This window comes from Actinoplanes utahensis, from assembly GCF_016862455.1.
GTDB lineage: Bacteria > Actinomycetota > Actinomycetes > Mycobacteriales > Micromonosporaceae > Actinoplanes > Actinoplanes utahensis.
Genome location: NZ_BOMZ01000025.1, coordinates 1 through 25,260, shown reverse-complemented (window position 1 = coordinate 25,260; position 25,260 = coordinate 1). Strand labels below are relative to the sequence as shown.

At 70.7% G+C, this 25,260-nt stretch carries 22 protein-coding genes; 20 read left to right on the top strand and 2 right to left on the bottom strand.

Annotation, left to right across the window (positions count from 1 at the left end; all coding sequences use genetic code 11):
• Positions 1-2,087 precede the first annotated feature (2,087 nt).
• From Aut01nite_RS07630 to Aut01nite_RS07585, 10 genes are all read left to right on the top strand, one after another.
• Entirely contained in the window at positions 2,088-2,909 is an 822-nt protein-coding gene (locus Aut01nite_RS07630; RefSeq protein ID WP_052164137.1) for a hypothetical protein, read from the top strand.
• Between the two features lie 81 nt (positions 2,910-2,990).
• The gene (locus Aut01nite_RS07625; RefSeq protein WP_043528522.1) at positions 2,991-3,440 is read left to right on the top strand and encodes a DUF948 domain-containing protein; all 450 of its coding nucleotides are present in this window, start codon (positions 2,991-2,993) and stop codon (positions 3,438-3,440) included.
• 17 nt (positions 3,441-3,457) lie between these two features.
• Positions 3,458-3,751 carry a hypothetical protein gene (locus Aut01nite_RS07620; RefSeq protein ID WP_043528521.1) on the top strand — a complete coding sequence of 98 codons (294 nt, stop codon included), beginning with the start codon at positions 3,458-3,460 and terminating at the stop codon, positions 3,749-3,751.
• Complete coding sequence (gene alaS, locus Aut01nite_RS07615; RefSeq protein WP_043528519.1) at positions 3,748-6,429, top strand: alanine--tRNA ligase; 2,682 nt, start codon at positions 3,748-3,750, stop codon at positions 6,427-6,429. The genes Aut01nite_RS07620 and alaS overlap by 4 nt, the downstream gene beginning before the upstream one ends.
• A 280-nt stretch (positions 6,430-6,709) precedes the next feature.
• Complete coding sequence (ruvX, locus tag Aut01nite_RS07610) at positions 6,710-7,171, top strand: Holliday junction resolvase RuvX (protein WP_052164136.1); 462 nt, start codon at positions 6,710-6,712, stop codon at positions 7,169-7,171.
• Positions 7,172-7,183: 12 nt separating this feature from the next.
• Positions 7,184-8,356 (top strand): endolytic transglycosylase MltG, encoded by a 1,173-nt coding sequence (gene mltG, locus Aut01nite_RS07605; protein ID WP_173476713.1) that lies wholly within the window; start codon positions 7,184-7,186, stop codon positions 8,354-8,356.
• 160 nt (positions 8,357-8,516) lie between these two features.
• Positions 8,517-9,701 (top strand): endolytic transglycosylase MltG, encoded by a 1,185-nt coding sequence (mltG, locus tag Aut01nite_RS07600; protein WP_043528516.1) that lies wholly within the window; start codon positions 8,517-8,519, stop codon positions 9,699-9,701.
• A 54-nt stretch (positions 9,702-9,755) separates the two neighbouring features.
• On the top strand, positions 9,756-10,655 hold the full coding sequence (locus Aut01nite_RS07595; RefSeq protein ID WP_052164135.1) for a shikimate dehydrogenase: 900 nt from the start codon (positions 9,756-9,758) through the stop codon (positions 10,653-10,655).
• 68 nt (positions 10,656-10,723) lie between these two features.
• Positions 10,724-11,902 carry a chorismate synthase gene (aroC, locus tag Aut01nite_RS07590; protein ID WP_043528515.1) on the top strand — a complete coding sequence of 393 codons (1,179 nt, stop codon included), beginning with the start codon at positions 10,724-10,726 and terminating at the stop codon, positions 11,900-11,902.
• A complete protein-coding gene (locus Aut01nite_RS07585; RefSeq protein WP_052164134.1) occupies positions 11,902-12,447 on the top strand; it encodes a shikimate kinase in 546 nt (181 codons plus the stop codon). The genes aroC and Aut01nite_RS07585 overlap by 1 nt, the downstream gene beginning before the upstream one ends.
• Positions 12,448-12,452: 5 nt before the next feature.
• Here the strand turns inward: Aut01nite_RS07585 and Aut01nite_RS07580 are convergent, their stop codons facing one another.
• The gene (locus tag Aut01nite_RS07580) at positions 12,453-13,265 is read right to left on the bottom strand and encodes a polysaccharide deacetylase family protein (protein WP_043528513.1); all 813 of its coding nucleotides are present in this window, start codon (positions 13,263-13,265) and stop codon (positions 12,453-12,455) included.
• 197 nt (positions 13,266-13,462) lie between these two features.
• Between Aut01nite_RS07580 and aroB the strand changes: the two genes are divergently transcribed.
• The 4 genes from aroB (at position 13,463) to nusB (ending at position 16,025) form a co-directional block, all read left to right on the top strand.
• The gene (aroB, locus tag Aut01nite_RS07575) at positions 13,463-14,527 is read left to right on the top strand and encodes a 3-dehydroquinate synthase (protein WP_043528512.1); all 1,065 of its coding nucleotides are present in this window, start codon (positions 13,463-13,465) and stop codon (positions 14,525-14,527) included.
• A complete protein-coding gene (aroQ, locus tag Aut01nite_RS07570; protein ID WP_083999479.1) occupies positions 14,524-14,943 on the top strand; it encodes a type II 3-dehydroquinate dehydratase in 420 nt (139 codons plus the stop codon). Before aroB ends, aroQ begins: the two co-directional genes overlap by 4 nt.
• Positions 14,944-15,033: 90 nt before the next feature.
• Positions 15,034-15,591 carry an elongation factor P gene (gene efp / locus Aut01nite_RS07565; RefSeq protein ID WP_043528510.1) on the top strand — a complete coding sequence of 186 codons (558 nt, stop codon included), beginning with the start codon at positions 15,034-15,036 and terminating at the stop codon, positions 15,589-15,591.
• Positions 15,591-16,025, top strand: a complete 435-nt coding sequence (nusB, locus tag Aut01nite_RS07560; RefSeq protein ID WP_043528508.1) for a transcription antitermination factor NusB — start codon at positions 15,591-15,593, stop codon at positions 16,023-16,025. Before efp ends, nusB begins: the two co-directional genes overlap by 1 nt.
• A gap of 136 nt (positions 16,026-16,161) precedes the next feature.
• Here the strand turns inward: nusB and bldD are convergent, their stop codons facing one another.
• Positions 16,162-16,650 carry a transcriptional regulator BldD gene (gene bldD / locus Aut01nite_RS07555; protein WP_014446326.1) on the bottom strand — a complete coding sequence of 163 codons (489 nt, stop codon included), beginning with the start codon at positions 16,648-16,650 and terminating at the stop codon, positions 16,162-16,164.
• Between the two features lie 289 nt (positions 16,651-16,939).
• Between bldD and pyrR the strand changes: the two genes are divergently transcribed.
• From pyrR to Aut01nite_RS07525, 6 genes are read left to right on the top strand one after another with little or no spacing between them, the layout of a single operon-like run.
• Positions 16,940-17,524, top strand: coding sequence for a bifunctional pyr operon transcriptional regulator/uracil phosphoribosyltransferase PyrR (gene pyrR / locus Aut01nite_RS07550; RefSeq protein WP_373871454.1), 585 nt, complete (start codon positions 16,940-16,942; stop codon positions 17,522-17,524).
• On the top strand, positions 17,521-18,441 hold the full coding sequence (locus Aut01nite_RS07545; protein ID WP_043528504.1) for an aspartate carbamoyltransferase catalytic subunit: 921 nt from the start codon (positions 17,521-17,523) through the stop codon (positions 18,439-18,441). The genes pyrR and Aut01nite_RS07545 overlap by 4 nt, the downstream gene beginning before the upstream one ends.
• Positions 18,438-19,703, top strand: a complete 1,266-nt coding sequence (locus tag Aut01nite_RS07540) for a dihydroorotase (RefSeq protein ID WP_043528502.1) — start codon at positions 18,438-18,440, stop codon at positions 19,701-19,703. The genes Aut01nite_RS07545 and Aut01nite_RS07540 overlap by 4 nt, the downstream gene beginning before the upstream one ends.
• A complete protein-coding gene (gene carA, locus Aut01nite_RS07535; protein ID WP_043528500.1) occupies positions 19,700-20,809 on the top strand; it encodes a glutamine-hydrolyzing carbamoyl-phosphate synthase small subunit in 1,110 nt (369 codons plus the stop codon). The genes Aut01nite_RS07540 and carA overlap by 4 nt, the downstream gene beginning before the upstream one ends.
• A 5-nt stretch (positions 20,810-20,814) precedes the next feature.
• Entirely contained in the window at positions 20,815-24,135 is a 3,321-nt protein-coding gene (carB, locus tag Aut01nite_RS07530) for a carbamoyl-phosphate synthase large subunit (RefSeq protein WP_043528498.1), read from the top strand.
• Between the two features lie 46 nt (positions 24,136-24,181).
• Positions 24,182-25,210, top strand: a complete 1,029-nt coding sequence (locus tag Aut01nite_RS07525; RefSeq protein ID WP_043528590.1) for a quinone-dependent dihydroorotate dehydrogenase — start codon at positions 24,182-24,184, stop codon at positions 25,208-25,210.
• Positions 25,211-25,260: the final 50 nt, after the last annotated feature.

Genomic DNA, 25,260 nt, shown 5'->3' with positions numbered 1-25,260 from the left:
TTCCGAGCGGTTACGACGCTGTCCATTCGTCGGGTCCGATTCCGAGCGGTTACGACGCTGTCCATTCGTCGGGTCCGATTCCGAGCGGTTACGAAGCCGTTCATCAGTCGGGTCCGATTCCGGCTGGTCATGACGCGGTGAACCAGTCGGGTGCCATTCCGAATGGGCCGCAAGGGCGCAGAGCTGCCGGAACCTACGGCGGTGCTGCGGCCGCTGGGGACGAGCGGTCCAGCCGTGGCCGGAATCGGCGGGCGCTGGCCGAAGGAGCCGCCGCCGAAGAACCGACGGGCCGGCACGGGCGGGGCGGTCAGCCCGGCCATGCGGCACCCGACGGCGACGGTGGGCACCGTGGCTCCCCGCAGGGGCCGGACAGCGGGCGTCCCGGCCGCCACGGCGCGCCTGACGGCGGGCCGCGGGTGGGCGGCGACACGGGTTCGCATTCCTATGTGCGTACCGGGACGGACACCGGCAGCCACGCCTTCGTGCAGACCGGCACGAACACCGGCGGCCAGCCCGTCGTCCAGACCGGGACCCACACGGGCAGCCACGCTTACGTGCAGACCGGAACCCACACCGGAAGCCATGCCTTCGTGCAGACCGGGACGGACACCGGGGCCCACGGTGTGGTGCAGCCGGACGGTGACTCCGGGACACGCAGTGTCGTCCGGCGCCGCGGTGAAGGCCGGCCGGGAGAAGCGCAGGACGGCGAGGACGGACCGCCCGGAGCCGACGGTTCCGGCACGGGTGGCGGGCGTTCCCGCAGTGAACGCCGCCGTCGTGAGGCGAGCCGGGGCACCGATCCGGACGAGCCGGAGGCCGGTGGGTTCACCGGGACCTCGGACGTTCCGGCGCCGCGCCGCATCGGGCCCGGCGACGGGCGGCCGGTGCGGGGGGCTGCCGTGGTTCCGCCGGTGGTTCCGGGGCGGCAGGGCGCCCGTACCCCGGCAGTGCCCGGGCGCGCGGGAGCCATGGCCGACAGCACCTCCGGAGTGATCCAGCGGCCCGGGACCGGCCCGGTCCGTCGCGGCGCCACGATCCCGCCGCAGACGGGCGAGGAGCGCGGCGTTCCGGGTGGGGCCGCCGTGCCCGAACAGGCCGGCCCCGGCCGTCGCGGCGCCCGTGCCGAAGCGCCGGGCACCGTTCCGTTCACCGCCGACGGCGAGGAGCACACCGGCCGTCACGGCAGCGCACGCCCGGACGGGTCCGGAGCAGCACGCGCCGGCGCCGCGGTGCCCGCCGCCGGTGCCGTCCAGGCGATGGGCGCTGCCCCCGGCCGTGCCCCGAACGGCCCCACCGGTCCCGGTGGCATGTCTCCCGCGGGTCCCGGCGGCCCGGCCAGAGGGGGCGCTCAGGTGCCCGGTCCGGTTCAGGCTCGGGGTGGCGCTCAAGTACCCGGCCCCGGCCCGGCCAGAGGTGGCGCCCAGGTGCCCGGTCCGGCCGAGGGTGTGCCCGGTCCGGGGCAGGCTCGCGGCGGCGCCCAGGTGCCCGGTCCGGGGCAGGCTCGCGGTGGTGCTCAGGTACTCGGCCCCGGCCAGGCGCGCGGTGGCGCGGTGGCGCCCGGCAACGGTCCGGTCGGCCCCGACGGAGCTCCTTCGGCGGCGATGGGTGCTGTGGCGCCCGGCCGTGGCAGGCTCGGCCCGGACGGTCGCCCGCTGCCCGGCCCGGCCGACGTCCCCACCGGAATGCCCGGCTCCGATGGTGAGTCGACGGGTGGTTTCCGTCGGGGGATGGACGGCCCGGATGGTGGTCCGGGTGGGACGCAGCGCCGCGGGCCGGACGGTGCGCCCGGCCCGGGTGGACCCGGAGTGGACGGGCCGTCACGGGATGGTGCGGCAGTGGGCGGCCCGGGTCCGGTGCGCGGTGGGGCGGCAGTGCCCGGCCGGAAATCCGGAGGCGCCGACGGTGGTCCTGGCGCGGCGGGCGTGGGTTCGGCGGGTCCGGGCACGGCGAAGGGCGCGGCGGGTGTAGCCCCGGCGGGTTCGGGGCCGGCGACCGGTGCTGTCCGAGGCCCGGCGACGGGTGCGGCCAGTGTCGGTGCGGCGAGCGTCGGTGGCGGAAACGCCGGTTCGGGTGCCGGGCGGGCTGTCGTGGCCTCCGGTCCCGGGGCGCCGGGTGGTGCCGGGCCGGGGAACGGCCGGGCGGTCGCGGCGGTGCGGGGCGGTGCTCCGGGCGTACCGGAAGAGGATGTCGCCCGCAGTGGGCAGCCGCCCAGCCGTGCGGCGGACGCCGAACCGGACGGCGGGCTGCGCGGCGCCGGGGCCGAACTGCGCCACAAGCTGCGCACCGAACGACGGCTGCGACTGGTGACGTTGATCTCTCTGGCGGCGCTCGTGCTGCTGGTCCTGCCGGCGTTCTTCGGGGTCCGGGCGATGGCGAGCGACCCCGTCTTCGCGTCGCTGAACGAGTTGAAGGTGGACAGCCGGTTCTCGCAGGGGCCGAAGGATCAGGAGAGCGGCAGCGCGTTCTGTTTCCTGAAGTGCTCGTTCCGGGAGCGGGAGGCCGACTCGGCGGGGGATCTGAAGGAGACCACGGCGGCGTACGCGAAGGCGCTCACCGAGGCCGGCTGGGACCAGTGGACGAACGCCGCCTGTGAGGCCCCGGAGCGGCCCGAGGAGCAGGCGCACACCTGCTGGCGGCAGGACGAGCTCACTTTGGACCTGTACGTGGGCCTGCCGGACTGTGCCGTGGACGAGTTCGCCGCGGGGCTGAACCCGTCGGCCGGCGCGGAGGCCGCGGTCCCCGCGGATCCCGGCACGTGCACCGGATCGTCGGTGCGGATCAAGGTGCAGAACACTCTGGTCGATCATCGGGGTGAGACGGACCCCGCGCCGGGGCCGCTCGGGCAGACGCCGGAGACGGTGCTGCCGACCGACGATCCGCTCTTACAGTCGACACCCAAGACGTCGTGACGCGCGTGGTGGTCACGGACGGTAGGGTCTGCTAGTCGTCCCGCCGAACCCCGTGACCACCCGAATAGGAGAACGCGCCACATGGATTCCGGAGATATCGCAGGTCTCGTCGCGGCGGGCGCCTTCGCCATGCTCGTCCTCGTGCTGGCCGTGCCGATCCTCAAGCTGGGGCGCACCATCGACGCCACGACGAACGCCATCAACGATCTGACCGACCGGACCGGGCCACTGCTCACCAACGTGAACCACACGGTGGAGAACGTGAACACCGCGCTCGGCCAGGTCCAGGTCTCTTTGGACGGCGTGAACCTGCAACTGGCCAAGGTCGACACGATGACGGAGCACGCCCAGAACGTGACCGCGAACGTCGCGAACCTGGTCACCGTCGTGTCCGCCGCCGCCGCGAACCCGTTGGTCAAGGTGGCCTCCTTCGGATACGGCCTGCGCAAGGCCTCGGCCGCCCGCCGGTCCGCCGAGGAGGAGCGCGAGGTCCGCGCCGCCATCAAGCAGCGCCGCAAGTCCGCCCGCTAGAGAGGTAGAGAGACGTCATGAAGCGCCTGCTGTGGCTCGGCGTCGGCTTGGCCGTCGGCGCCCTCGTGGTCCGCAAGCTCAATCAGAAGGCGAACGAGTTCACCCCTACGGGGATCGCCACCTCGCTGTCGGAATCCGCTGGCGGTCTCGTCGAGTCGCTGCGTAGCTTCGTGGAGGACGTCCGCGAGGGAATGGCCGAGCGGGAGCAGCAGATCAACGAGGCGTTCGCCGCGGGTGAGCTGTACGAGGACAAATTCGCCGAGTTGCGTGACGACGCGTGGCCCGGCTCGCAGGAAGAGGGAAATCGATGAGAACGGCGGAAGTCAAGCGGCGCTTCCTGGCGCATTTCGAGGCGAACGGGCACACGGTGGTCCCGAGTGCCCCGCTGCCCGCCATCGACGACCCGAACCTGCTGTTCATCAACGCCGGCATGGTGCAGTTCGTCCCGTTCTTCCTGGGGCAGCAGACGCCGTCGTACCAGCGCGCCACGAGCGTGCAGAAGTGCATCCGCACCCCGGACATCGACGAGGTCGGCAAGACCAGCCGGCACGGCACGTTCTTCCAGATGAACGGCAACTTCTCGTTCGGTGACTACTTCAAGGCGGGCGCGATCCCGCTGGCCTGGGAGCTGTCCACCAAGCCGGTCGAGCAGGGCGGTTTCGGCCTGGACCCGGAGAAGATCTGGGCGACCGTCTACCTCGACGACGACGAGGCCATCGAGATCTGGAAGCAGACCGGCCTGCCCGCCGAGCGGATCGTGCGCCGCGGCAAGAAGGACAACTTCTGGTCGATGGGCATCCCCGGCCCGGCGGGCCCGTGCTCGGAGCTGTACTACGACCGCGGCCCGGCGTACGGCGCCGAAGGTGGCCCGGAGGTCGACGAGGACCGGTACCTGGAGTTCTGGAACCTGGTCTTCATGCAGCACGAGATCACCGACGTGAAGTCGAAGGAAGAGTTCACGATCGTCGGTGACCTGCCGAAGCAGAACATCGACACCGGCATGGGCCTGGAGCGCATCGCGTCGATCCTGCAGGGTGTCGACAACCTGTACGAGATCGACGAGGTCCGCCCGATCCTGGCGAAGGCCGCCGAGATGACCGGCAAGGAGTACGGCAAGCGCTCCGGCCACGCGGCGAACCAGAGCCACCCGGACGACGTGCGCCTGCGGGTGATCGCGGACCACGTGCGCACCGCGCTGATGCTGATCGGCGACGGCATCGTGCCGTCGAACGAGGGCCGTGGCTACGTGCTGCGCCGCATCATGCGCCGGGCGATCCGGGCGATCCGCCTGCTGGGCTGGCAGGAGCCGGCGCTGCCGATCCTGCTGCCGATCGCGCGGGACTGCATGTCCCCGTCGTACCCGGAGCTGGAGAAGGAGTTCGGCCGCATCTCCACGTACGCGTACGCGGAGGAGGACGCCTTCCTGTCCACGCTGAAGTCCGGCACCACGATCCTGGACACCGCGATCACCGAGACCAAGTCCTCCGGTGGCGGGCAGCTCTCCGGTGACAAGGCGTTCCAGCTGCACGACACGTACGGCTTCCCGATCGACCTGACCCTCGAGATCGCGCAGGAGCAGGGTCTGCAGGTCGACCAGGAGGGCTTCCGCCGGCTGATGGCCGACCAGCGGGCCCGGGCGAAGGCGGACGCGGCGGCGCGCAAGACCGGTCACGCGGACCTGTCGGCGTACCGTTCGGCGCTGGACGCCGGCGGCGCGGTGGAGTTCACCGGCTACCAGGAGATCACCCGCGAGTCCCGGGTGCGGGCGCTGATCGGCGGCTCGGGCCGGCTCGAGGTGGCCGGCGAGGGCGACTTCGTCGAGCTGGTGCTGGACGCCACGCCGTTCTACGCGGAGGGCGGTGGCCAGCAGGCGGACACCGGTGTGATCAACGTCGGCGGTGGCCGGCTGGAGATCGTCGACGTGCAGCAGCCGCTGCCCGGCCTGATCGTGCACAAGGCGCGTGTGGTGCGCGGTGAGGTGCGCCAAGGCGAGACGGCGCTGGCCGAGATCGACATGACCCGGCGCAAGGCGATCTCCCGGTCGCACACCGCGACGCACCTGGTGCACCAGACGATGCGCAACTTCCTCGGCGAGTCGGCGACCCAGGCGGGCTCGCTGAACGCGCCGGGCCGGCTGCGGTTCGACTTCCACACCCCGGGCGCGGTGAACCCGTCGGTGCTCTTCGACGTGGAGCAGCAGATCAACGAGGTGCTGCTGCGCGACCTCGAGGTCAACGCGTTCGTCACCTCGCAGGAGGAGGCGCGGCGCCTCGGCGCGATGGCGCTGTTCGGCGAGAAGTACGGCGACGAGGTGCGGGTCGTCGAGGTCGGTGACTACGCGCGGGAACTGTGCGGTGGCACCCACGTGTCCCGCTCCGGTCAGCTCGGCCTGGTGAAGATCCTCACCGAGTCGTCGATCGGCTCCGGCGTGCGGCGCGTGGAGGCCCTGGTGGGTCTGGACGCGTTCGGCTTCCTGGCCAAGGAGCACCTGCTGGTGTCCCGCCTGGCCGACCTGTTCCGGGTGCCCGGCGATCAGGTCGCCGACCGGGTCGAGCAGACCGTGACGGCGCTGCGCGACGCGGAGAAGGAGCTGGAGAAGCTGCGGGCGCAGATGGTTCTCGGCGGCGCGGGCGCGCTGGCCGAGCAGGCCAGGGACGTGCGCGGTGTCGCGTACGTGGGCACCGAGGCCCCGGAGGGTGCGGCGGGCAACGACGTGCGGACGCTGGCGCAGGAGATCCGCGGCAAGATCGACGCGGCGCGTCCCGCGGTGGTCGCGGTGACCGCCCGGGCCAACGGCAAGGCGTCGCTGATCGTGGCGATCAACGCGGCGGCCAAGAGTCGTGGCGTCTCCGCGCAGGATCTGGTGAAGGCGGCGCTGTCCGGCCGGGGTGGCGGCAACGCCGACCTGGCGCAGGGCGGCGGCGTGCCGGCGGCGGAGGCCCCGCGTCTGCTCGGCGCGATCGAGAAGGCTCTGCTCGATGTGACCTGAGGTCGGGTCGACTCGACCTGAGGTTCGTGGTGACGCAAGCGCCCTGGGGGAAGCCCTGGGGCGCTTTCGTATCTCACGGACAGTGATCATTCCTGTTGTCTGGGTGTGCCGTTCCTTAGCGGAGATTTAGGCCTTGTACAGGGTGGCGGCGCTCCGGCCAGCTATGCGGCTAAGCTTCTGGGCGCGATCGGAGGCGATCTTCGGGAAGATCGATCGCTACTCTTCGCGTCTAGGCTCATCGGGACGGGAGGCGCGTGTTGCTGCTGTGCAGGGTGAGGGCGTGACGGTGCCCTTCGCTCGGGGTGTACGCCTCGGTGTGGACGTCGGCCAGGTGCGGATCGGGGTCGCCAAGTGCGATCCGGACGGGATCCTGGCCAGTCCGGTGGTGACCGTGCCGCGGGACCGGGAGACCGGTGACGACGGCACGCCGAAGGACATGACGGAGCTGGCCCGGCTGACCGCCGAGTTCGAGGCGGTCGAGGTCGTGGTGGGGCTCCCGGTGGCGCTCAACGGGCGCGAGGGTGTGGCGGCCGGCCACATCCGGGCGTACGTGGAACGGCTGAGCGCGCTGCTCGCGCCGGTTCCGGTGCTGCTCACCGACGAGCGCATGTCCACGGTCGTCGCCAGCCGCCGGCTGTCCGAGCGTGGGGTGAAGGGCAAGCGCCAGCGGGCGGTCGTGGATCAGGCGGCGGCTGTGGAGATCCTGCAGAGCTGGCTCAACGCGCAGCGGAGGCAGACTTAATTGATCGGCGAGATGGAAGAGCTCAAGTACGAGGACAATCCGGATCCCGGGCGATGGCGTCATCGCAAGAAGGAGGGAGCCGGCCGGTCCGTCCTCGCGCTCGTCATGGTCCTGGCGCTGTTCGGCGTGCTCGGCGGCGGCGCCTGGTTCGCCTACGACCGCTACGGCGGCGCCTTCTTCGCCGCCGATTACGACGGCCCGGGCACCGGCGAGGTGATCGTCAAGGTCGAGAAGGACCAGTTCGCCCCGGCGATCGGAAAGACGCTCGAATCCGCTGGTGTGGTCAAGAGCGCTCAGGCTTTCGTCAACGCGGCCAAGGACAATCCCGACAGTCAGAACATTCAAGTCGGATCGTACAAGCTCAAGAAGGAGATGAAGGCCAGCGACGCGCTGTTGATGTTGCTGGACCGCAAGAATCTCGCGGTCGAGGGCGTGACCATCCCCGAGGGCTGGACGAAGATGCAGGTCTTCGCGGCACTCTCGAAGGAGAGCGGCATCCCGGTCAAGGAGTTCGAGGCGGCCGCCAAGGACATCTCGAAACTCGGCGTCCCGGCGGCCTGGCTGGTCCGCAAGGACGGCAAGACCGTCGACAAGGCCAACATCGAGGGCTTCCTGTACCCGGCGACCTACGAGATCCCGGAGAAGGCGACCGCGGCCGACATCCTCAAGATGATGATCAAGAACTTCAACGCCGAGATGACGAAGCTCAACTTCGCCGCCGGCGCCGCGAAGCTCAACATCTCGCCGTACGAGGCCCTCGTCGCCGCGTCGATCGCCCAGGTCGAGGCGCTGCTTCCGGAGGACATGGGGCCGGTGGCCCGGGTGCTCTACAACCGGGCGTACTCCGGCGACTTCCCCTGCAACTGCCTCCAGCTGGACAGTACGGTCAACTACTGGCTGCGGCTGAACGGCAAGGAGGGCAAGTCGTCGGAGAAGCTCACCATCGACGAGATGCACAGCGAGGACAACCCGTACCGGTACAACGCGCCCGGCATGACGATCGGCCCGATCAGCAACCCGGGTGAGTACGCGCTCAAGGGCGCGATCACCGCGCCGAAGAGCCCGTACTTCTTCTTCGTGACGGTCGACAAGAAGGGCAGGACGGCGTACGGGAAGACCTACGCCGAGCATCAGGCCAACATCAAGGTGGCGTGTAAGAACGGCATTCCGATCTGCAACAACTGATCAGCTCACGCGTTCGTGTGGCCGGGCGGGTGTCTCCGGTCGGCCCCACGCGTTAGGCAAGGTCCGGGGGTGGGCGGGGTGGCATCGATGTGGGTATGGTGCGCGTCAGTGCTGGTCGCGTTCTGACCACGGAGCCGGACGGGCAGCGGAGGCAGGCGGGATGATCGACGAATTGGACGTGGCGTTCGAAGAGGACGCCGAATCGGGCGGATCCCGGCGTGATCCCCGGGCGCGCAAGAGCCGGGGACGGTCCGCGATCGCCCTGTTCCTCACGCTTCTGCTGTTCGGCGTGCTGGGCGGCGGCGTCTATTTCGGCTACACCAAGGTCAAGAGCTTCTTCGTGGCCGCCGACTACGAGGGCTCCGGCAGCACCCCGGTCCAGGTGACGATCATCAAGAACTCGTCGCTCACCGAGATCGGCAACGAGCTGGTCGAGGCCGACGTGGTGAAGAGCACCAAGGCCTTCCTCAACGCCGCCGACGCCGAGCCGCGCAGCAAGAACATCCAGTCCGGGACGTACGTGCTGCGCAAGCAGATGGCCGCCAAGCAGGCCGTGGCCCAGCTCCTCGACCCGAACACCCGGATCAGCCGGGGCGTCACGATCCCCGAGGGCAAGACCGCCCGGCAGACGTACGACCTGCTTGCCAAGGCCACCGGCATCCCGGTCAAGGACTTCGAGGCGGCGGCGAAGGATCCCGAGGCGCTCGGCGTGCCGGACTGGTGGTTCAAGCGCACCGACGGCCGGCCGGTGGCCAAGACCATCGAGGGCTTCCTCTTCCCGAGCACGTACGAGTTCGACCCGACCGCCAACGCCCAGCAGATCCTGCGGACCATGGTGGACCAGTTCCTCACCGTGACCGGCCAGCTCCAGTTCGCCGACAACGTGCCCCGCAACCTCGGCGGCATCGCCCCGTTCGAGGCGCTCGTGGTGGCGTCGCTGGCCCAGGCCGAGGCGGGTGTCGCCGCGGATCTGCCGAAGGTGGCCCGGGTCGCCTACAACCGGGCGTACAAGAACAAGATCCCGCTGCAGTTCGACGTGACCACGAACTACTGGCTCCAGCTCAACGGCAAGGACGCCAAGCATTCCGGCAAGCTCACCGCGGCCGAGATGAACGACCCGAAGAACCCGTACAACTCGGAGATCGTGGTGGGCCTGCCGGTCGGGCCGATCAACAATCCGGGCAAGTCGGCGCTGACCGGGGCGATGAAACCGCCCACCGCGTCCTGGCTGTTCTTCGTCGCCGTCGACAAGCAGGGCCGCTCGGCGTTCGCGTCCACCGACGCCGAACACGAGAAGAACAAGGACAAGGCCTGCGCCAACGGGATCCCGCTGTCCGACTGCTGACGCCCGCGTGTGGGTGAGGGCGGTCCGCACGGGTCCACCCGTAGAGTGAGGCCCGTGCAGAAGCCCGAGGAGACCCCGCCGACCGACGGGAAGCCGACCGCGCGGAGGGCAGCCGTCTGCGGCAAGCCGATCGCGCATTCGCTCTCGCCCTTCATCCACACCGCCGGTTTCACCGCGACCGGCCTGCTCGACTGGACCTACACGGCGATCGAGTGCGCCGAGTCCGAGCTTCCCGATCTCGTCGCCGGCCTCGGCCCGGAATGGGCCGGGCTGTCGCTGACCATGCCGCTCAAGGAGGCCGCGCTGCGGCTGGCCGCCTCGGCGTCGCCGCTGTCGATCGCGGTCGGCTGCGCGAACACCCTGGTCCGCCAGGCCGACGGCGGCTGGCACGCGGACAACACCGACGTCGTCGGCATGGTGCAGGTGCTGCGGGAGGCCGGCCTCGGCGCCGGCACCGGCCGGCACGCCGCCAAGGTCGACCCGCCGCGGATCACCGTGCTCGGCGGCGGCGGCACCGCCCGCGCCGCCCTGGGCGCGGCCGCGCAGCTGGGCGCCGAGACGGTGACCCTGGTGACCCGGCGTCCCGAGGCCCGCGAGGAGCTGGAGCCGGTGGCCGTCGCTCTCGGCATCACCCTCGCCGGGGTGCCGTGGGACGCGGCGGTCGCCGCGTTCGACGCCGACGCCGTCATCGCCACGGTGCCGAAGGGCGCCGCCGACCACCTGGCCGCTCAGGTCACCTGGCGGCCCGGAAGCGTGCTCTTCGACGCCCTCTACGACCCCTGGCCGACACCCCTGGCGGCCGCCGCCACCGCGCACGGGGTTCCGGTCTTCTCCGGCCTCGATCTGTTGCTGGCCCAGGCGCTCAGCCAGTTCGAGCAGTTCACCGGCCTGCCCGAGGCGCCGGAGGAGGCCATGCGCAAGGCTCTGGAGGAGGCGGTCCGCAACCGCGGCTGAGTTCCGGAGGGCGGGATCGGGGTGGCCTGGGGTGCCGCCCGGTATCGGCCTCGTGCCAGACTGTTGCGGTGTTGCGCTGGCTGACTGCAGGTGAATCTCATGGTCCGGCGCTCGTCGCGCTGCTCGAGGGCGTTCCCGCCGGGGTCGAGGTGACGAGCGAGGACATCATGCGTGACCTCGTGCGCCGTCGCCTGGGCTACGGGCGCGGCGCGCGGATGAAGTTCGAGCAGGACGAGCTCGAGCTGATCGGTGGCATCCGGCACGGGGTGACCCAGGGTTCGCCGGTCGCCATCCGGGTCGGCAACACCGAGTGGCCCAAGTGGCAGACCGTGATGGCCGCCGACCCGGTCGACCCGGCCGAGCTGGCCGCGCAGGCGCGCAACGCCCCGCTGACCCGGCCCCGCCCCGGGCACGCCGACCTGGCCGGCATGCAGAAGTACGGGCACGCCGACGCCCGCCCGATCCTGGAGCGCGCCAGCGCCCGGGAGACCGCGGCCCGCGTCGCCGTCGGCGTGGTCGCCAAGCAGCTGATCAAGCAGGCGCTCGGCATCGACATCGTCTCGCACGTGATCGAGCTGGGCTCGGTCGCCGCCAAGCCCGGCGTGATCCCCACCCCGGACGACTTCGACCGGATCGACGCCGACCCGCTGCGCTGCCTCGACCCGGAGGCCAGCGCCCGGATGGTGGCCGAGGTCGACGCCGCCAAGCAGGACGCCGACACCCTCGGCGGCATCGTCGAGGTGCTCGCCTACAACGTGCCGCCGGGTCTCGGCTCGCACGTGCAGTGGGACCGCAAGCTGGACGCCCGGCTCGCCACCGCGCTGATGTCGATCCAGTCGGTCAAGGGTGTGGAGATCGGCGACGGCTTCACCCAGGCCCGGTCCCGGGGCTCGGTCGCGCACGACGAGATCATCGGGACGCCGGACGGCGTCAAGCGGATCACCGACCGGGCCGGCGGCCTGGAGGGTGGCATCACCAACGGTGAGCCGCTGCGGGTCCGTGCCGCCCTCAAGCCGATCTCGTCGCTGAACCGGGCGCTGCAGACCATCGACATCACCACCGGCGAGGCGGCCACCGCGATCAACCAGCGGTCCGACGTCTGCGCGGTCCCGGCCGGGGCCGTGGTCGCCGAGGCGATGGTCGCGCTGGTGCTGGCCGAGGCGGCGACGGAGAAGTTCGGCGGTGACTCGGTCGCGGAGATCCGTCGCAACCTGCAGTCGTACCTCGACAACCTGATCATCCACTGATGGCCCCCGCGGCGGTCTTCGTCGGGGTGATGGGCGCCGGAAAGAGCACCGTCGGCGCCGCGGTCGCGGCCGAACTGGGTGTGCCCTTCGCCGACACCGACACGATCATCGAGGAGCGGGCCGGCAAGCCGATCCCGGAGATCTTCGTCGACGACGGCGAGGACGCGTTCCGCGCCCTCGAGCGCGAGGTCGTGGCGGAGTCCCTGGAGACGTTCGGTGGCGTTCTCGCGCTCGGCGGGGGTGCGATCCTCGACGAGGGTACGAGGAGGCTCCTCGCCGGCCACACCGTGGTCTACCTGTCCGTCGAGCTGGCCGACGCGATCAAGCGCGTGGGCCTCGGCGCGGGCCGGCCCCTGCTGGCGCTGAACCCGCGCGCCACCCTGAAGCACCTGCTGGAGCAGCGCCGTCCGCTCTACCGGGAGGTGGCCACCCACACGGTCGCCACCGACGGCCGCGACGAGCCGAGCATCACCGCCGAAGTCGTGGCCGTGCTGGCCCGCGGCGGAGGACTGAAAAGCTGTGCCGGCCCTGCAGCGGAGAACTGAGGGATTCAGGCGGCGCCGGGTGCCGTGGGCTTCGGCTTCTCCAGGGCGATGAGCTCGGAGACGGTGGCGAAGCGGTAACCGCGGGCCTTCAGGCCGGCGAACATGGCGCTGAGCCCGCGCAGCGACACCAGCCGGTGATCCTTGCCGACGTCGTGGGCCAGGATGATCGAGCCGGGCTTGACGTTGTTCACGATGTCGCGGACCTGGCCGTCCGGGTCGTTCTGGAAGTGCAGCTCGCGCATCAGGTGCGACCACAGCACGATGTCGTAGTCGAGGCAGTCGGCGGCCAGCACCGTGGACCCGCCGAGATGACCGTACGGCGGGCGGAGCATGGTGGTCTCCCGGCCGAACACCTTCTTGATCATGTCGTGGGTGCGGTTCAGCTCGTCCAGCACACCGGCACGGTCCAGAGTGGCCAGGTCGTCGTGCGACCACGAGTGGTTGCCGATCTCGTGCCGGCCCATCCGGTTGCGTACCAGGTCGGCGTGCTTCTCCAGGTTGCCGCCCACCATGAAGAAGGTGGCCGGCACGCCCGCCTCGTCGAGCGCGTCGAGCACCATCGGCGTCCAGTTCGGCGCGGGCCCGTCGTCGAAGGTGAACGCCACCACCGGCTCGTCGGTCTCCACGAAGTACCGCACGCTCAGGTTCGCGGCCTTCAGCGTCTCCGGGGCGTCCGCGGCTGCCGCGTAGCCTCCGCTCACCGGCGGCCGGTCCCAGCCGAGCAGCTTGGGCACGCCGGCGACCCCGGTGGCGCCCAGTGCCGCGCCGCCCGCGGTGAACAGTGCCGCCCGGAGCGCGGCACGACGATTCATGGTCATATAGATGATCTCCCCCGTGTTGCGGCCGTGAGAGTAGCGGCCCGGCGCAACCTGACGTTCGGCCGGGCGGCGCGGTCCCTCGGGGCAGGAGAGGGAGGGATGCGGTGCGTCCTGGTTGCCGGGCCGGGCGTTTCGTCTGGTGGACCACGCCGCGGCCCTGCGGGGTCCCGCGATCGGGGCCTAATAGGGTGTGAGCCGTGGTGACGCGGATTCCGGTGACGGGTGACCGTCCATATGACGTGGTCGTGGGCCGAGGCCTGGCGGGCGAGCTGCCGTCGATGATCGAGGGCGCGGCCCGGGTGGCGGTGCTGCACCCGCCGGCGCTGCGGGCGCGCGCCGAGGCCGTCGCCGCGGCGGCCGGGGCCGCCACGGTGGTGCCGATCGAGGTGCCCGACGCCGAGCGCGGGAAGTCGATCGAGGTCGCGGCCCGGTGCTGGGACACCCTCGGCGAGGCGGGTTTCACCCGTACCGATGTGGTGGTGGGTGTCGGGGGTGGCGCGACCACCGACCTGGCCGGCTATGTCGCGGCGGCCTGGCTGCGCGGGGTCCGCTGGGTGCCGGTCGCCACGTCGGTCGCCGGCATGGTCGACGCCGCGGTCGGCGGCAAGACCGCGGTGAACATCGCCGCGGGCAAGAACCTGGTCGGCGCCTTCCATCCGCCCGCCGGGGTGATCTGCGACCTGGACGCCCTGGACACGCTGCCCGCCGCGGACATCGCGGCCGGTCTGGCCGAGGTGGTCAAGGGCGGGTTCATCGCCGACCCGCGGATCCTGGAGCTGATCGAGGCGGACCCGGCCGCGGCGCTGGACCCGCGCGGCGACGTGCTGCGCGAGCTGGTCGAGCGCAAGATCCGGGTGAAGGCCGACGTGGTCGGGGTGGACCTGTTGGAGTCCGGGCTGCGGGAGATCCTCAACTACGGCCACACGCTGGGTCACGCGATCGAGCGACACGAGAAGTACACCTGGAGGCACGGCGACGCCATCGCGGTGGGCCTGATCTTCGCGGCTGAGCTGGGGCGGCTGACCGGGCGGCTGGACGAGGCCACGGCCGCGCGGCACCGGACGGTCCTGGAGTCGCTGGGGCTGCCCACGGCGTACCGGGCGGACGCTTTCGACGATCTCCTGCCCGCCATGCGCGTCGACAAGAAGGCGCGGGCGGCCACCTTGCGTTTCGTCGTCCTGGACGGCCTGGCGAAGCCGGGCATCCTGGCCGGGCCGGACGAGGACGTGCTGCGCGCGGCCTACGCGGCGGTGGCCCGATGATCTACGTGCTGAACGGGCCGAACCTGGGCCGGCTGGGCCTGCGCGAGCCCGGCGTCTACGGCTCCTCGACGTACCAGGACCTGATCGACCTCTGCAAGAACACGGCCGACGATCTGGGCGTGACCGTCGAGGTCCGGCAGACGAATGCCGAGCACCAGATGCTCGAATGGCTCTACCAGGCCGCCGACGAGGGCGCCGACGTGGTGCTCAACCCGGGCGCCTGGACGCACTACAACTACGCGGTACGGGACGCCTGCGCGATGCTGCGCGGCAAACTGGTCGAGGTGCACATCTCGAACGTGCACACGCGTGAGGAGTTCCGGCACCATTCGGTGATTTCACCGGTCGCGACCGGGGTGATCGCGGGTCTCGGCTTTGACGGATATCGCCTGGCCCTGGAGCACATCGGGCGGTAGGCCCGATTCGCTCGCCCAGGGTTCGCGCCGGTAGAGTGGTTCGGTCACCGATACGTATCAAGATCACGCTCCGGATATCAAAGGCAGGACATGGCTTCCACCAACGACCTGAAGAACGGCCTGGTGCTCAACCTCGACGGCGAGCTGTGGAGCGTCGTGGAGTTCCAGCACGTCAAGCCGGGCAAGGGTCCGGCCTTCGTGCGGACCACGCTGAAGCACGTGCTCTCCGGCAAGGTGGTGGACAAGACCTTCAACGCGGGCACCAAGGTCGAGACCGCGACCGTGGACAAGCGCACGATGCAGTACCTGTACCAGGACGGGGACGACTACGTCTTCATGGACCTGGACACCTACGACCAGATCCACGTGCCCGGCGGCACGGTCGGCGAGAACGCCAACTACCTGCTCCCCGAGGCCGAGGCGACGGTCGCGCTGCACGAGGGCGTGCCGCTCTACATCGAGCTGCCGACCAGCGTGTTCCTCGAGGTCACCTACACCGAGCCCGGCCTGCAGGGTGACCGTTCCACCGGCGGCACCAAGCCGGCCACGGTCGAGACCGGCGCCACCGTCAACGTTCCGCTCTTCATCACCACCGGTGAGAAGATCAAGGTCGACACCCGCGACGGCCGCTACCTCGGCCGCAGCTGATGGCCGAAGGTCCCAAGAAGGAACGGCTTGCGCGCCGCAAGGCGCGCAAGCGTGCGCTGGACGTCCTCTTCGAGGCCGACCTGCGTGATCTGCCGCCGGGCCAGGTGCTGCTCACCTACCTGGACCGGATCGCCCGCCCGCACCCCGAGCATCTCGAGTACTCGAAGACGCTCATCGACGGTGTCGCGAAGAATCTGGACCGCATCGACGAGCTGATCGCCAGCTACGCCGAGGGCTGGACCATCGACCGGATGCCGACCGTGGACCGCAACCTGGCCCGGATCGCCGTCTACGAACTGCTCTACGAGGCGGACGTGGACGACCCGGTGGCGATCACGGAGGCGGTCGAGCTGGCGAAGGAGATGTCGACCGACGACAGCCCGCGTTTCCTCAACGGGCTGCTCGACCGGATCGCGGCGTTCGCCACTCGCTGATCTGCATGAGGAACGGCCCGGACGCTCGCGTCCGGGCCGTTTCTGCGTATACGCGAAAGCCCGCGCCGGGGGGACGCGGGCTTTACGGGGGGCACTACGGGGTGTTGCTGATCTGTTAAGCCGGGCCGGCGCTTCTTCAGCTGGCGAAGAAAGCGCGCGGGTCGGCGACGAGCACACCCTGCTCGGTCAGGCGCTCGATGAGGCCGGACGGCGAGATGTCGTAGACGATGGCGAGGGCGCGCAGATCGTCGGCACGGATGGAGAGGACGCGGCCGTTGTAGTCGCCGCGCTGCTGCTGGATCGCTCGGGCGTACCGCGCCACGTAGGCGAGGTCCTCGCCGGTGGTGTCGTACAGTTTCTCGAGGTCAAGCACGATCTTGTTGGTGGCCTCGAGCCGGATGCCGCTGCCGTCGGGCAGCAGTTCCGAGACGGGCACCCGGTAGAAGTCGGCCAGTTCGGCCAGGCGCGACACGGTGACCGCACGGTCGCCCCGCTCGTAGGAGCCCACGACGACCGCCTTCCAGCGGCCGTTGGACTTCTCTTCGACCCCCTGCAGGGACAGGCCCTGCTGCTGGCGGATGGAGCGCAGGCGAGCGCCCAGCGACTTCGCGTACTCAGACGGCATATGGACACTCCCGGTACTGTGCTGGCCCGTGAGGGTTCCTTTCCTCACGGATCGCTACGCTGCGTGACGGTACGGAGTTTGCGACCGCCGGTCAAGTGTTGGTTACCGATGAGTCGCGCTGGCCCGCCCCAAAGTCACCGGCTGTATCCCTACACGAGGGGATTTGTCCGGTCTGCTCTAGTCAGACACGTCACCATCAGGAACGTGGCGTCCGCTGGTAACGTAGCGTCAGCCAGCGGGTCCATGTCTTTCGCGGGACCCGCACCGACATCCTTTAACGACCCGTCCCGTGAGGCGGGGAAGGAGGTCCGCCGTGGCGCAGCCACGCGCAGACGCGCCCAGCAAGATCATTTTGGCGGGGTCCGACCTGCACCGGGTCGTCGACCGCATCGCCCATCAGATCCTGGAGAAGACCTCCGGCGCCACCGGCACCGTGCTTCTCGGCATCCCCACCCGGGGCGTCCCGCTGGCCCACCGGCTCGCGGCCCGCATCCACGCCTTCGAGGGCGTCGACGTGCCGGTCGGTTCCCTGGACATCACGCTCTACCGCGACGACCTGCGCCTCCAGGCCACCCGCGCGCTCGGCCGGACCGAGCTGCCGGCCGGTGGCATCGACGGCCTGCGGGTGATCCTGGTCGACGACGTGCTCTTCTCCGGCCGCTCGGTCCGCGCCGCCCTGGACGCCCTCAAGGATCTCGGCCGGCCCAGCTCGGTGCAGCTCGCCGTCCTGGTCGATCGCGGTCACCGGCAGTTGCCGATCCGCGCCGACTACGTCGGCAAGAACATCCCGACGGCGCTCAGCGAGAGCGTCAAGGTGGCGCTCACCGAGATCGACGGCGCCGACGAGGTCAAACTGATCGGAGGCCTCACGTGATCAAGCACCTGCGCTCCGCCGCCGACCTGGACGCGGCCACCGCCACGCTGATCCTGGACACCGCCGCCGAGATGGCCGCGCTCTCCGGCCGCGAGGTCAAGAAGCTGCCGGCGCTGCGCGGCCGCACCGTGGTCAACCTCTTCTACGAGGACTCCACCCGGACCCGGATCTCCTTCGAGGCGGCCGCCAAGCGGCTCTCCGCCGACGTCATCAACTTCTCCGCCAAGGGCTCCAGCGTGTCGAAGGGCGAGAGCCTCAAGGACACCGCGCTGACCCTGCAGGCGATGGGCGCCGACGCCGTGGTGATCCGGCACTCGGCCAGCGGCGCCCCGCACCGGCTGGCGAACTGGGTGGACGGCTCGGTGGTCAACGCCGGCGACGGCACCCACGAGCACCCGACGCAGGCGCTGCTGGACGCTTACACGATGCGGTCCCGGCTGGGCCGGCTGGACGGCCTCAAGGTCGCGATCGTGGGTGACGTGCTTCACAGTCGGGTCGCGCGCTCCAACGTCCTGCTGCTCACCACCCTCGGCGCCGACGTCACACTGGTCGGGCCGCCCACCCTGATCCCGTTGGACGTGGCCGCCGCGCTGTCGAAGAGCACGAAAGTGTCGTACGACCTCGATAGCGTTCTCCCCGACTCGGATGTCGTGATGATGCTGCGGGTGCAGACCGAGCGGATGCAGGATTCCTACTTCCCCTCCGCCCGGGAGTACAGCCGTCGCTACGGACTCGACATGCCGCGCATGAGGAAGCTGCCCGAGCACGCCGTCGTCATGCACCCCGGTCCGATGAACCGGGGCATGGAGATCGCGCCCGAGGTGGCCGACTCGCCCCGCTCCACCATCGTCGAACAGGTCGCCAACGGCGTCAGCGTCCGGATGGCCGTCCTCTACCTGCTGCTGGGAGGCAAGTGATGGCGTACCTGCTCAAGGGCGTCTCGATCCTCGGCGCCGCGCCGACCGACCTGTACATCAACGACGGGGTGATCTCCGCTCCGGTGCCGGACGCCGAGGTCATCGACGCGGCCGGCCTGGTCGCGCTGCCCGGCCTGGTGGACGTGCACACCCACCTGCGCGAGCCCGGCCGGGAGGACGCGGAGACCGTCGAGACCGGCTCCCGCGCCGCCGCCCTGGGCGGCTACACCGCGGTCTGCGCGATGGCCAACACGTCGCCGGTCGCCGACACCGCCGGCGTGGTCGAGCAGGTCTGGCGCCTGGGCCGGGAGGCCGGCCTGGTCGACGTGCAGCCGATCGGCGCGGTCACGGTCGGCCTGGCCGGCAAGCAGATGGCCGAGCTCGGCGCGATGGCGTCCTCGGCGGCCGACGTGCGGATCTTCTCCGACGACGGCTTCTGCGTGGCCGACCCCAAGCTGATGCGCCGCGCCCTGGAGTACGTGAAGGCGTTCGACGGCGTCATCGCCCAGCACGCCGAGGAGCCGCGGCTCACCGAGGGCGCGCAGATGCACGAGGGCGAGGTCAGCACCCGCCTCGGGCTCACCGGCTGGCCGGCGGTCGCCGAGGAGGCGATCATCGCCCGCGACGTGCTGCTGGCCGAGCACGTCGGCAGCCGCCTGCACGTCTGCCACGTCTCCACCGCCGGGTCGGTCGAGGTGCTGCGGCAGGCCAAGGCCCGTGGCGTCCGGGTGACCGCCGAGGTCACCCCGCACCACCTGCTGCTCACCGACGAGCGCGCGGAGGGTTACGACCCGGTCTTCAAGGTCAACCCCCCGTTGCGGACGCGCAGCGACGTCGAAGCCCTCCGTCAGGCCCTGCTGGACGGGGTCATCGACGTGGTGGCCACCGACCACGCGCCGCACGCCGTGCAGGACAAGGAATGCGAGTGGTCGTACGCCCGGCCCGGCATGCTCGGCCTGGAGACCGCGCTGCCGATCGTGCTGAGCGTCTTCGGCCCGAAATGGGACCTGATCGCCGACCGCATGTCGATCGCGCCGGCCCGCATCGCCGGGCTGGACGGGCACGGCGGCGACCTCACGAAGGCCGGGACTCCGGCCAACCTCACGCTGGTGGACCCGTCGGTCCAGCGGGTCGTCGACCCGGCGGAGCTGGCGAGCATCAGCCGCAACACGCCGTACGCGGGCATGACCCTGCCCGGTCGCATCGTGGCGACCTTCCTGCGGGGCGAGGCGACGGTTCTGGACGGGAAGGCAGTTAAGTGACGTCGAAGGCAATCCTCGTCCTGGAGGACGGGCGGACATTCCACGGCACGGCGTACGGCGCCGTCGGCGAGACGTTCGGCGAGGCGGTGTTCACCACCGGCATGACCGGATACCAGGAGGTGCTCACCGACCCCTCGTTCCACCGGCAGGTCGTCGTGCAGACCGCGCCGCAGATCGGCAACACCGGCGTCAACGACGAGGACGACGAGTCCGACCGCATCTGGGTCGCCGGCTACGTGGTCCGCGATCCGGCCCGCCGGCCGTCCAACTGGCGTTCCACCGGTGACCTCGGCGAGCGCCTGGCGGCCGAGGGCGTCGTCGGCATCAGCGGCGTCGACACCCGCGCCCTGACCCGCCACCTGCGGGAGCGCGGCGCCATGCGGGTCGGCGTGTCCAGCGTCGACCTCGACCCGGCCGCCCTGCTGGAGCGGGTCAAGGCCCAGCCGCAGATGCTCGGCGCCGACCTGTCCGCTCAGGTGACCACCGACGCGCTCTACACCGTGAAGGCCGAGGGCGAGCACCGCTACACGGTCGCCGCGCTCGACCTGGGTATCAAGCGCAACGTCTCGCGCCGGCTCGCCGAACGCGGCGTGACCACGCACATCTTCCCGGCCTCCTCCTCGATCGAGGACCTGCTCGCGGTCAGCCCGGACGCGGTGTTCTTCTCGCCCGGCCCCGGCGACCCGGCCACGGCCGACGGCCCGGTCGCGCTCGCCCGGGAGGTGATGCGCCGCGAGATGCCGCTGTTCGGCATCTGCTTCGGCAGCCAGATCCTCGGCCGCGCGCTCGGCTTCGGCACCTACAAGCTGGGGTACGGCCACCGCGGCATCAACCAGCCGGTCTTCGACAAGACCACCGGCAAGGTCGAGGTGACCAGCCACAACCACGGTTTCGCCGTGGACGCACCCGTAGGGCAGCGCATCGACACCGAGTTCGGCGGTGTCGAGGTCTCGCACGTCTGCCTGAACGACAACGTGGTGGAGGGTCTGCGGGGCCTCGAGGTCCCCGCCTTCACCGTCCAGTACCACCCCGAGGCCGCTGCCGGCCCGCACGACGCGGACTACCTGTTCGACCGGTTCGTCGAGCTCGTGGAAAAGAAGGGCTGACCGACATGCCGAAACGTGAAGATCTCAAGCACGTCATGGTGATCGGGTCCGGCCCGATCGTCATCGGCCAGGCCTGCGAGTTCGACTACTCGGGCACCCAGGCCTGCCAGGTCCTGCGGTCCGAGGGCATCCGGGTCTCCCTGGTCAACTCGAACCCGGCCACGATCATGACCGACCCGCAGTTCGCCGACGCGACCTACGTCGAGCCGATCACGCCCGAGTTCGTCGAGCTGGTCATCGCCCGGGAGCGCCCCGACGCGATCCTGCCGACCCTCGGCGGCCAGACCGCGCTGAACACCGCGATCGCCCTGCATGAGAGCGGCGTCCTGGAGAAGTACGGCGTCGAGCTGATCGGCGCCAACGTCGACGCCATCCGCAAGGGCGAGGACCGCCAGCTCTTCAAGGACATCGTCGCCAAGGCCGGCGGCGAGACCCCGCGCTCGCGGGTCTGCCACTCGATGGACGAGGTCCGCGCGACGGTCGCCGAGATCGGCCTGCCGGTCGTCATCCGGCCGTCGTTCACCATGGGGGGCCTCGGCTCCGGCATGGCGCACACGGCCGAGGACCTGGAGCAGATCGCCGGCGCCGGCCTGGCCGCCTCCCCGGTGCACGAGGTGCTCATCGAGGAGAGCGTGCTCGGCTGGAAGGAGTACGAGCTCGAGCTGATGCGCGACAAGCACGACAACGTCGTGGTCGTCTGCTCGATCGAGAACATCGACCCGATGGGCGTGCACACCGGCGACAGCGTGACCGTGGCCCCGGCCATGACGCTCACCGACCGGGAGTACCAGAAGCTGCGGGACCTGGGCATCGCCGTGCTCCGTGAGGTCGGCGTGGACACCGGCGGCTGCAACATCCAGTTCGCGATCAACCCGGACGACGGCCGGATGATCGTGATCGAGATGAACCCGCGGGTCTCCCGGTCCTCGGCGCTGGCGTCGAAGGCCACCGGCTTCCCGATCGCCAAGATCGCGGCGAAGCTGGCCATCGGCTACACCCTCGACGAGATCCCCAACGACATCACGCTCAAGACCCCGGCCGCCTTCGAGCCGGCCCTGGACTACGTGGTCGTCAAGATCCCGCGGTTCGCGTTCGAGAAGTTCCCGGGCGCGGACAAGGAGCTCACCACCACGATGAAGTCGGTCGGCGAGGCGATGAGCCTGGGCCGCAACTTCGCCGAGGCGCTGAACAAGGCGATGCGGTCGATGGAGACCAAGGCCGTCGGCTTCTGGACTCTCGAGGACGGCCCGCAGACGCTGGAGGAGACCCTGGCGGAGCTGCGGATCCCGCACGACGGCCGGCTTTACACCGTCGAGCGGGCGTTCCGGCTCGGCGCGACGGTCGAGCAGGTGCACGAGGCCAGCGGCCGGATCGACCCGTGGTTCCTGGACGAGATCAAGGCCCTGGTCGACCTGCGGGCCGAGATCCTGGCCGCGCCGGTCCTCGACGAGGACCTGCTGCGCCGGGCCAAGCGGTCCGGGCTCTCCGACCGCCAGCTCGCCGTGCTGCGGCCCGAGCTGGCCGGTGAGGACGGCGTCCGCGCGCTGCGGCACCGGATCGGCCTGCGCCCGGTTTACAAGACCGTGGACACCTGTGCCGCCGAGTTCCAGGCGAACACCCCCTACCACTACTCGTCGTACGACGAGGAGACCGAGGTGGCGCCGAGCGACCGGCCCAAGGTGATCATCCTGGGTTCCGGGCCGAACCGGATCGGCCAGGGCATCGAGTTCGACTACTCCTGCGTGCACGCCGTGCAGGCGCTGCGGGGGGTCGACTTCGAGACCGTCATGGTCAACTGCAACCCGGAGACGGTCTCCACCGACTACGACACCGCCGACCGGCTCTACTTCGAGCCGCTCACCTTCGAGGACGTCCTCGAGGTGTTCCACGCCGAGGACAGCTCCGGCAAGGCCGCCGGCGGCCCCGGCGTGATCGGCGTGATCGTGCAGCTCGGTGGCCAGACCCCGCTCGGGCTGGCGAACCGGCTCAAGGCCGCCGGTATCCCGATCGTCGGCACCAGCCCCGAGTCGATCGACCTGGCCGAGGACCGTGGCCTGTTCGGCGCGCTGCTCAACGACAACGGGCTGCGCTCGCCGGATCACGGCACCGCCACCAGCTTCAGCGAGGCCAAGGCCATCGCCGACACGATCGGATACCCGGTCCTGGTACGCCCGTCCTACGTGCTGGGCGGCCGAGGCATGGAGATCGTCTACGACGAGCCGACGCTCAAGGGCTACATCGAGCGGGCCACCGAGATCTCGCCGGACCACCCGGTGCTCGTCGACCGGTTCCTGGACGACGCCATCGAGATCGACGTTGACGCGCTCTGCGACGCCACCGGCGAGGTCTACCTGGGTGGCGTCATGGAGCACATCGAGGAGGCCGGCATCCACTCCGGCGACTCGGCCTGCTCGCTGCCGCCGATCAACCTGGCCGCCTCGCACATCGCCGAGGTCCGCCGCTACACCGAGTCGCTGGCCCGCGGCATCGGCGTGCGCGGCCTGATGAACGTGCAGTACGCGCTCAAGGACGAGGCCCTCTACGTCCTGGAGGCCAACCCGCGCGCCTCACGGACCGTGCCGTTCGTCTCCAAGGCGACCGCGGTGCCGCTGGCCAAGGCGGCCGCCCGGATCATGCTCGGCGCCACCATCGCCGACCTGCGGGCCGAGGGCATGCTGCTGCCCGAGGGCGACGGCGGCACCACGCCGGACGGCGCGCCGATCGCGATCAAGGAGGCGGTGCTGCCGTTCAAGCGGTTCCGCACCCTCTCCGGCAAGAACGTGGACAGCCTGCTCAGCCCGGAGATGAAGTCGACCGGCGAGGTGATGGGCATCGACGCCGGCTACGGCCAGGCGTTCGCCAAGTCGCAGGCCGCCGCCTACGGTTCGCTGCCGACCAGCGGCAAGGTCTTCGTCTCGGTCGCCAACCGGGACAAGCGGTCGATGATCTTCCCGGTGAAGCGGCTCGCCGACCTGGGCTTCGAGATCGTCACCACGGCCGGCACCGGCGAGGTGCTGCGACGGTACGGCATCGACTGCGAGATCGTCCCGAAGCACTACGAGAACCCGGGGCAGCGCAACGCGGTCGAGCTGATCCTGGCCGGCGAGATCGCGCTGATCATCAACACGCCGCAGGGCTCGGGCGCCAGCGCCCGCCTCGACGGATACGAGATCCGCAGCGCCGCGGTCACCGCCGACGTGCCGAGCATCACCACGGTGCCGGGCGCTGCCGCGGCGGTGATGGGCATCGAGGCGCTCCGCGCCGGCGACATGACGGTCCGCCCGCTCCAGGAACTGCACAAGATCCTCCGCGGTGACCTGGCATGACCGGGCCCGCTCGCCGCGGCGCGGCCCTCGCCTCGCGGGTGGCCTCGTGAGCCTGTTCTCGAACGTCGCCCGGCCGGCTCTGTTCCGGCTGGGCGGCGGTGACGCCGAACACGCCCACGAGTGGACGCTGAACCGGCTCGCCGCGCTGCCCGCCCCGGCCCTGGCCGCCATGCGCCGGTGGTACGGCTTCGCCAACCCGGTCGAGGTCTTCGGCGTCCGGTTCCCGAACCGGGTCGGCCTGGCCGCCGGCATGGACAAGAACGGCATCGCCCTGCCCGCGTGGCCGGCGCTCGGCTTCGGCTTCGTCGAGGTCGGCACCGTCACCGCCAAGCCGCAACCGGGCAACGACAAGCCGCGCCTGTTCCGGGCCAAGGCCAGCGAGGGCATCATCAACCGGATGGGCTTCAACAACGCCGGCGCGGCAGCCCTGGCCGACCGCCTGGCGGCGCTGGGCCCGCTCGACGTGCCGCTCGGCATCTCGCTCGGCAAGTCCAAGGTCACGCCGCTGGAGGACGCGGTCGAGGACTACCTCACGTCCTACCGGCTGCTCCAGCCGTACGCGGACTACATCGCGGTGAACGTCTCCTCGCCGAACACTCCGGGCCTGCGTTCCCTGCAGGACAAGGACTCGATCGCGGCCCTGCTGAACGCCCTCGCCGGGCCGGTGCCGGTGCTGGTCAAGATCGCGCCCGACCTGACCGAGCCCGCCATCGCCGAGCTCCTCGAGGTCTGCCTGGAACACGGCGCGGCCGGCATCATCGCCACCAACACCACGCTGTCGCGGGACGGGCTCGCCTCCGCCGACCAGCACCTCGCCGGTGAGTCCGGCGGGCTGTCCGGGGCGCCGCTGACCGCACGGGCCCGCGAGGTGGTCCGGTTCGTGCACACCGAGAGCGGCGGCCGGCTGCCGATCATCGGAGTGGGCGGGATCATGTCGGTCGACGACGCGTCCCGGATGTTCGACGCCGGAGCCGCGCTGGTGCAGCTCTACTCCGGTTTCATCTACCAGGGGCCGGACCTGGTCCTGGCGGTCGCCCGCGGCGCCCGCCCGTCGCGAGTCGCAGCCGCGCGATGACCGCGGCCGGGCGCGATGACGATCTCGCGCTCGACCCGCTGCCCGGGCCC

Coding starts and splice junctions, on each gene's coding strand:
- mltG (WP_043528516.1), top strand. CDS start 8,517: ATGATCGACGAATTGGACGTGGCGTTCGAAGAGGACGCCGAATCGGGC.
- nusB (WP_043528508.1), top strand. CDS start 15,591: ATGGCCGAAGGTCCCAAGAAGGAACGGCTTGCGCGCCGCAAGGCGCGC.
- efp (WP_043528510.1), top strand. CDS start 15,034: ATGGCTTCCACCAACGACCTGAAGAACGGCCTGGTGCTCAACCTCGAC.
- Aut01nite_RS07580 (WP_043528513.1), bottom strand. CDS start 13,265: ATGACCATGAATCGTCGTGCCGCGCTCCGGGCGGCACTGTTCACCGCG.
- mltG (WP_173476713.1), top strand. CDS start 7,184: ATGGAAGAGCTCAAGTACGAGGACAATCCGGATCCCGGGCGATGGCGT.
- bldD (WP_014446326.1), bottom strand. CDS start 16,650: ATGCCGTCTGAGTACGCGAAGTCGCTGGGCGCTCGCCTGCGCTCCATC.
- Aut01nite_RS07620 (WP_043528521.1), top strand. CDS start 3,458: ATGAAGCGCCTGCTGTGGCTCGGCGTCGGCTTGGCCGTCGGCGCCCTC.
- carB (WP_043528498.1), top strand. CDS start 20,815: ATGCCGAAACGTGAAGATCTCAAGCACGTCATGGTGATCGGGTCCGGC.
- Aut01nite_RS07625 (WP_043528522.1), top strand. CDS start 2,991: ATGGATTCCGGAGATATCGCAGGTCTCGTCGCGGCGGGCGCCTTCGCC.
- aroQ (WP_083999479.1), top strand. CDS start 14,524: ATGATCTACGTGCTGAACGGGCCGAACCTGGGCCGGCTGGGCCTGCGC.
- alaS (WP_043528519.1), top strand. CDS start 3,748: ATGAGAACGGCGGAAGTCAAGCGGCGCTTCCTGGCGCATTTCGAGGCG.
- Aut01nite_RS07585 (WP_052164134.1), top strand. CDS start 11,902: ATGGCCCCCGCGGCGGTCTTCGTCGGGGTGATGGGCGCCGGAAAGAGC.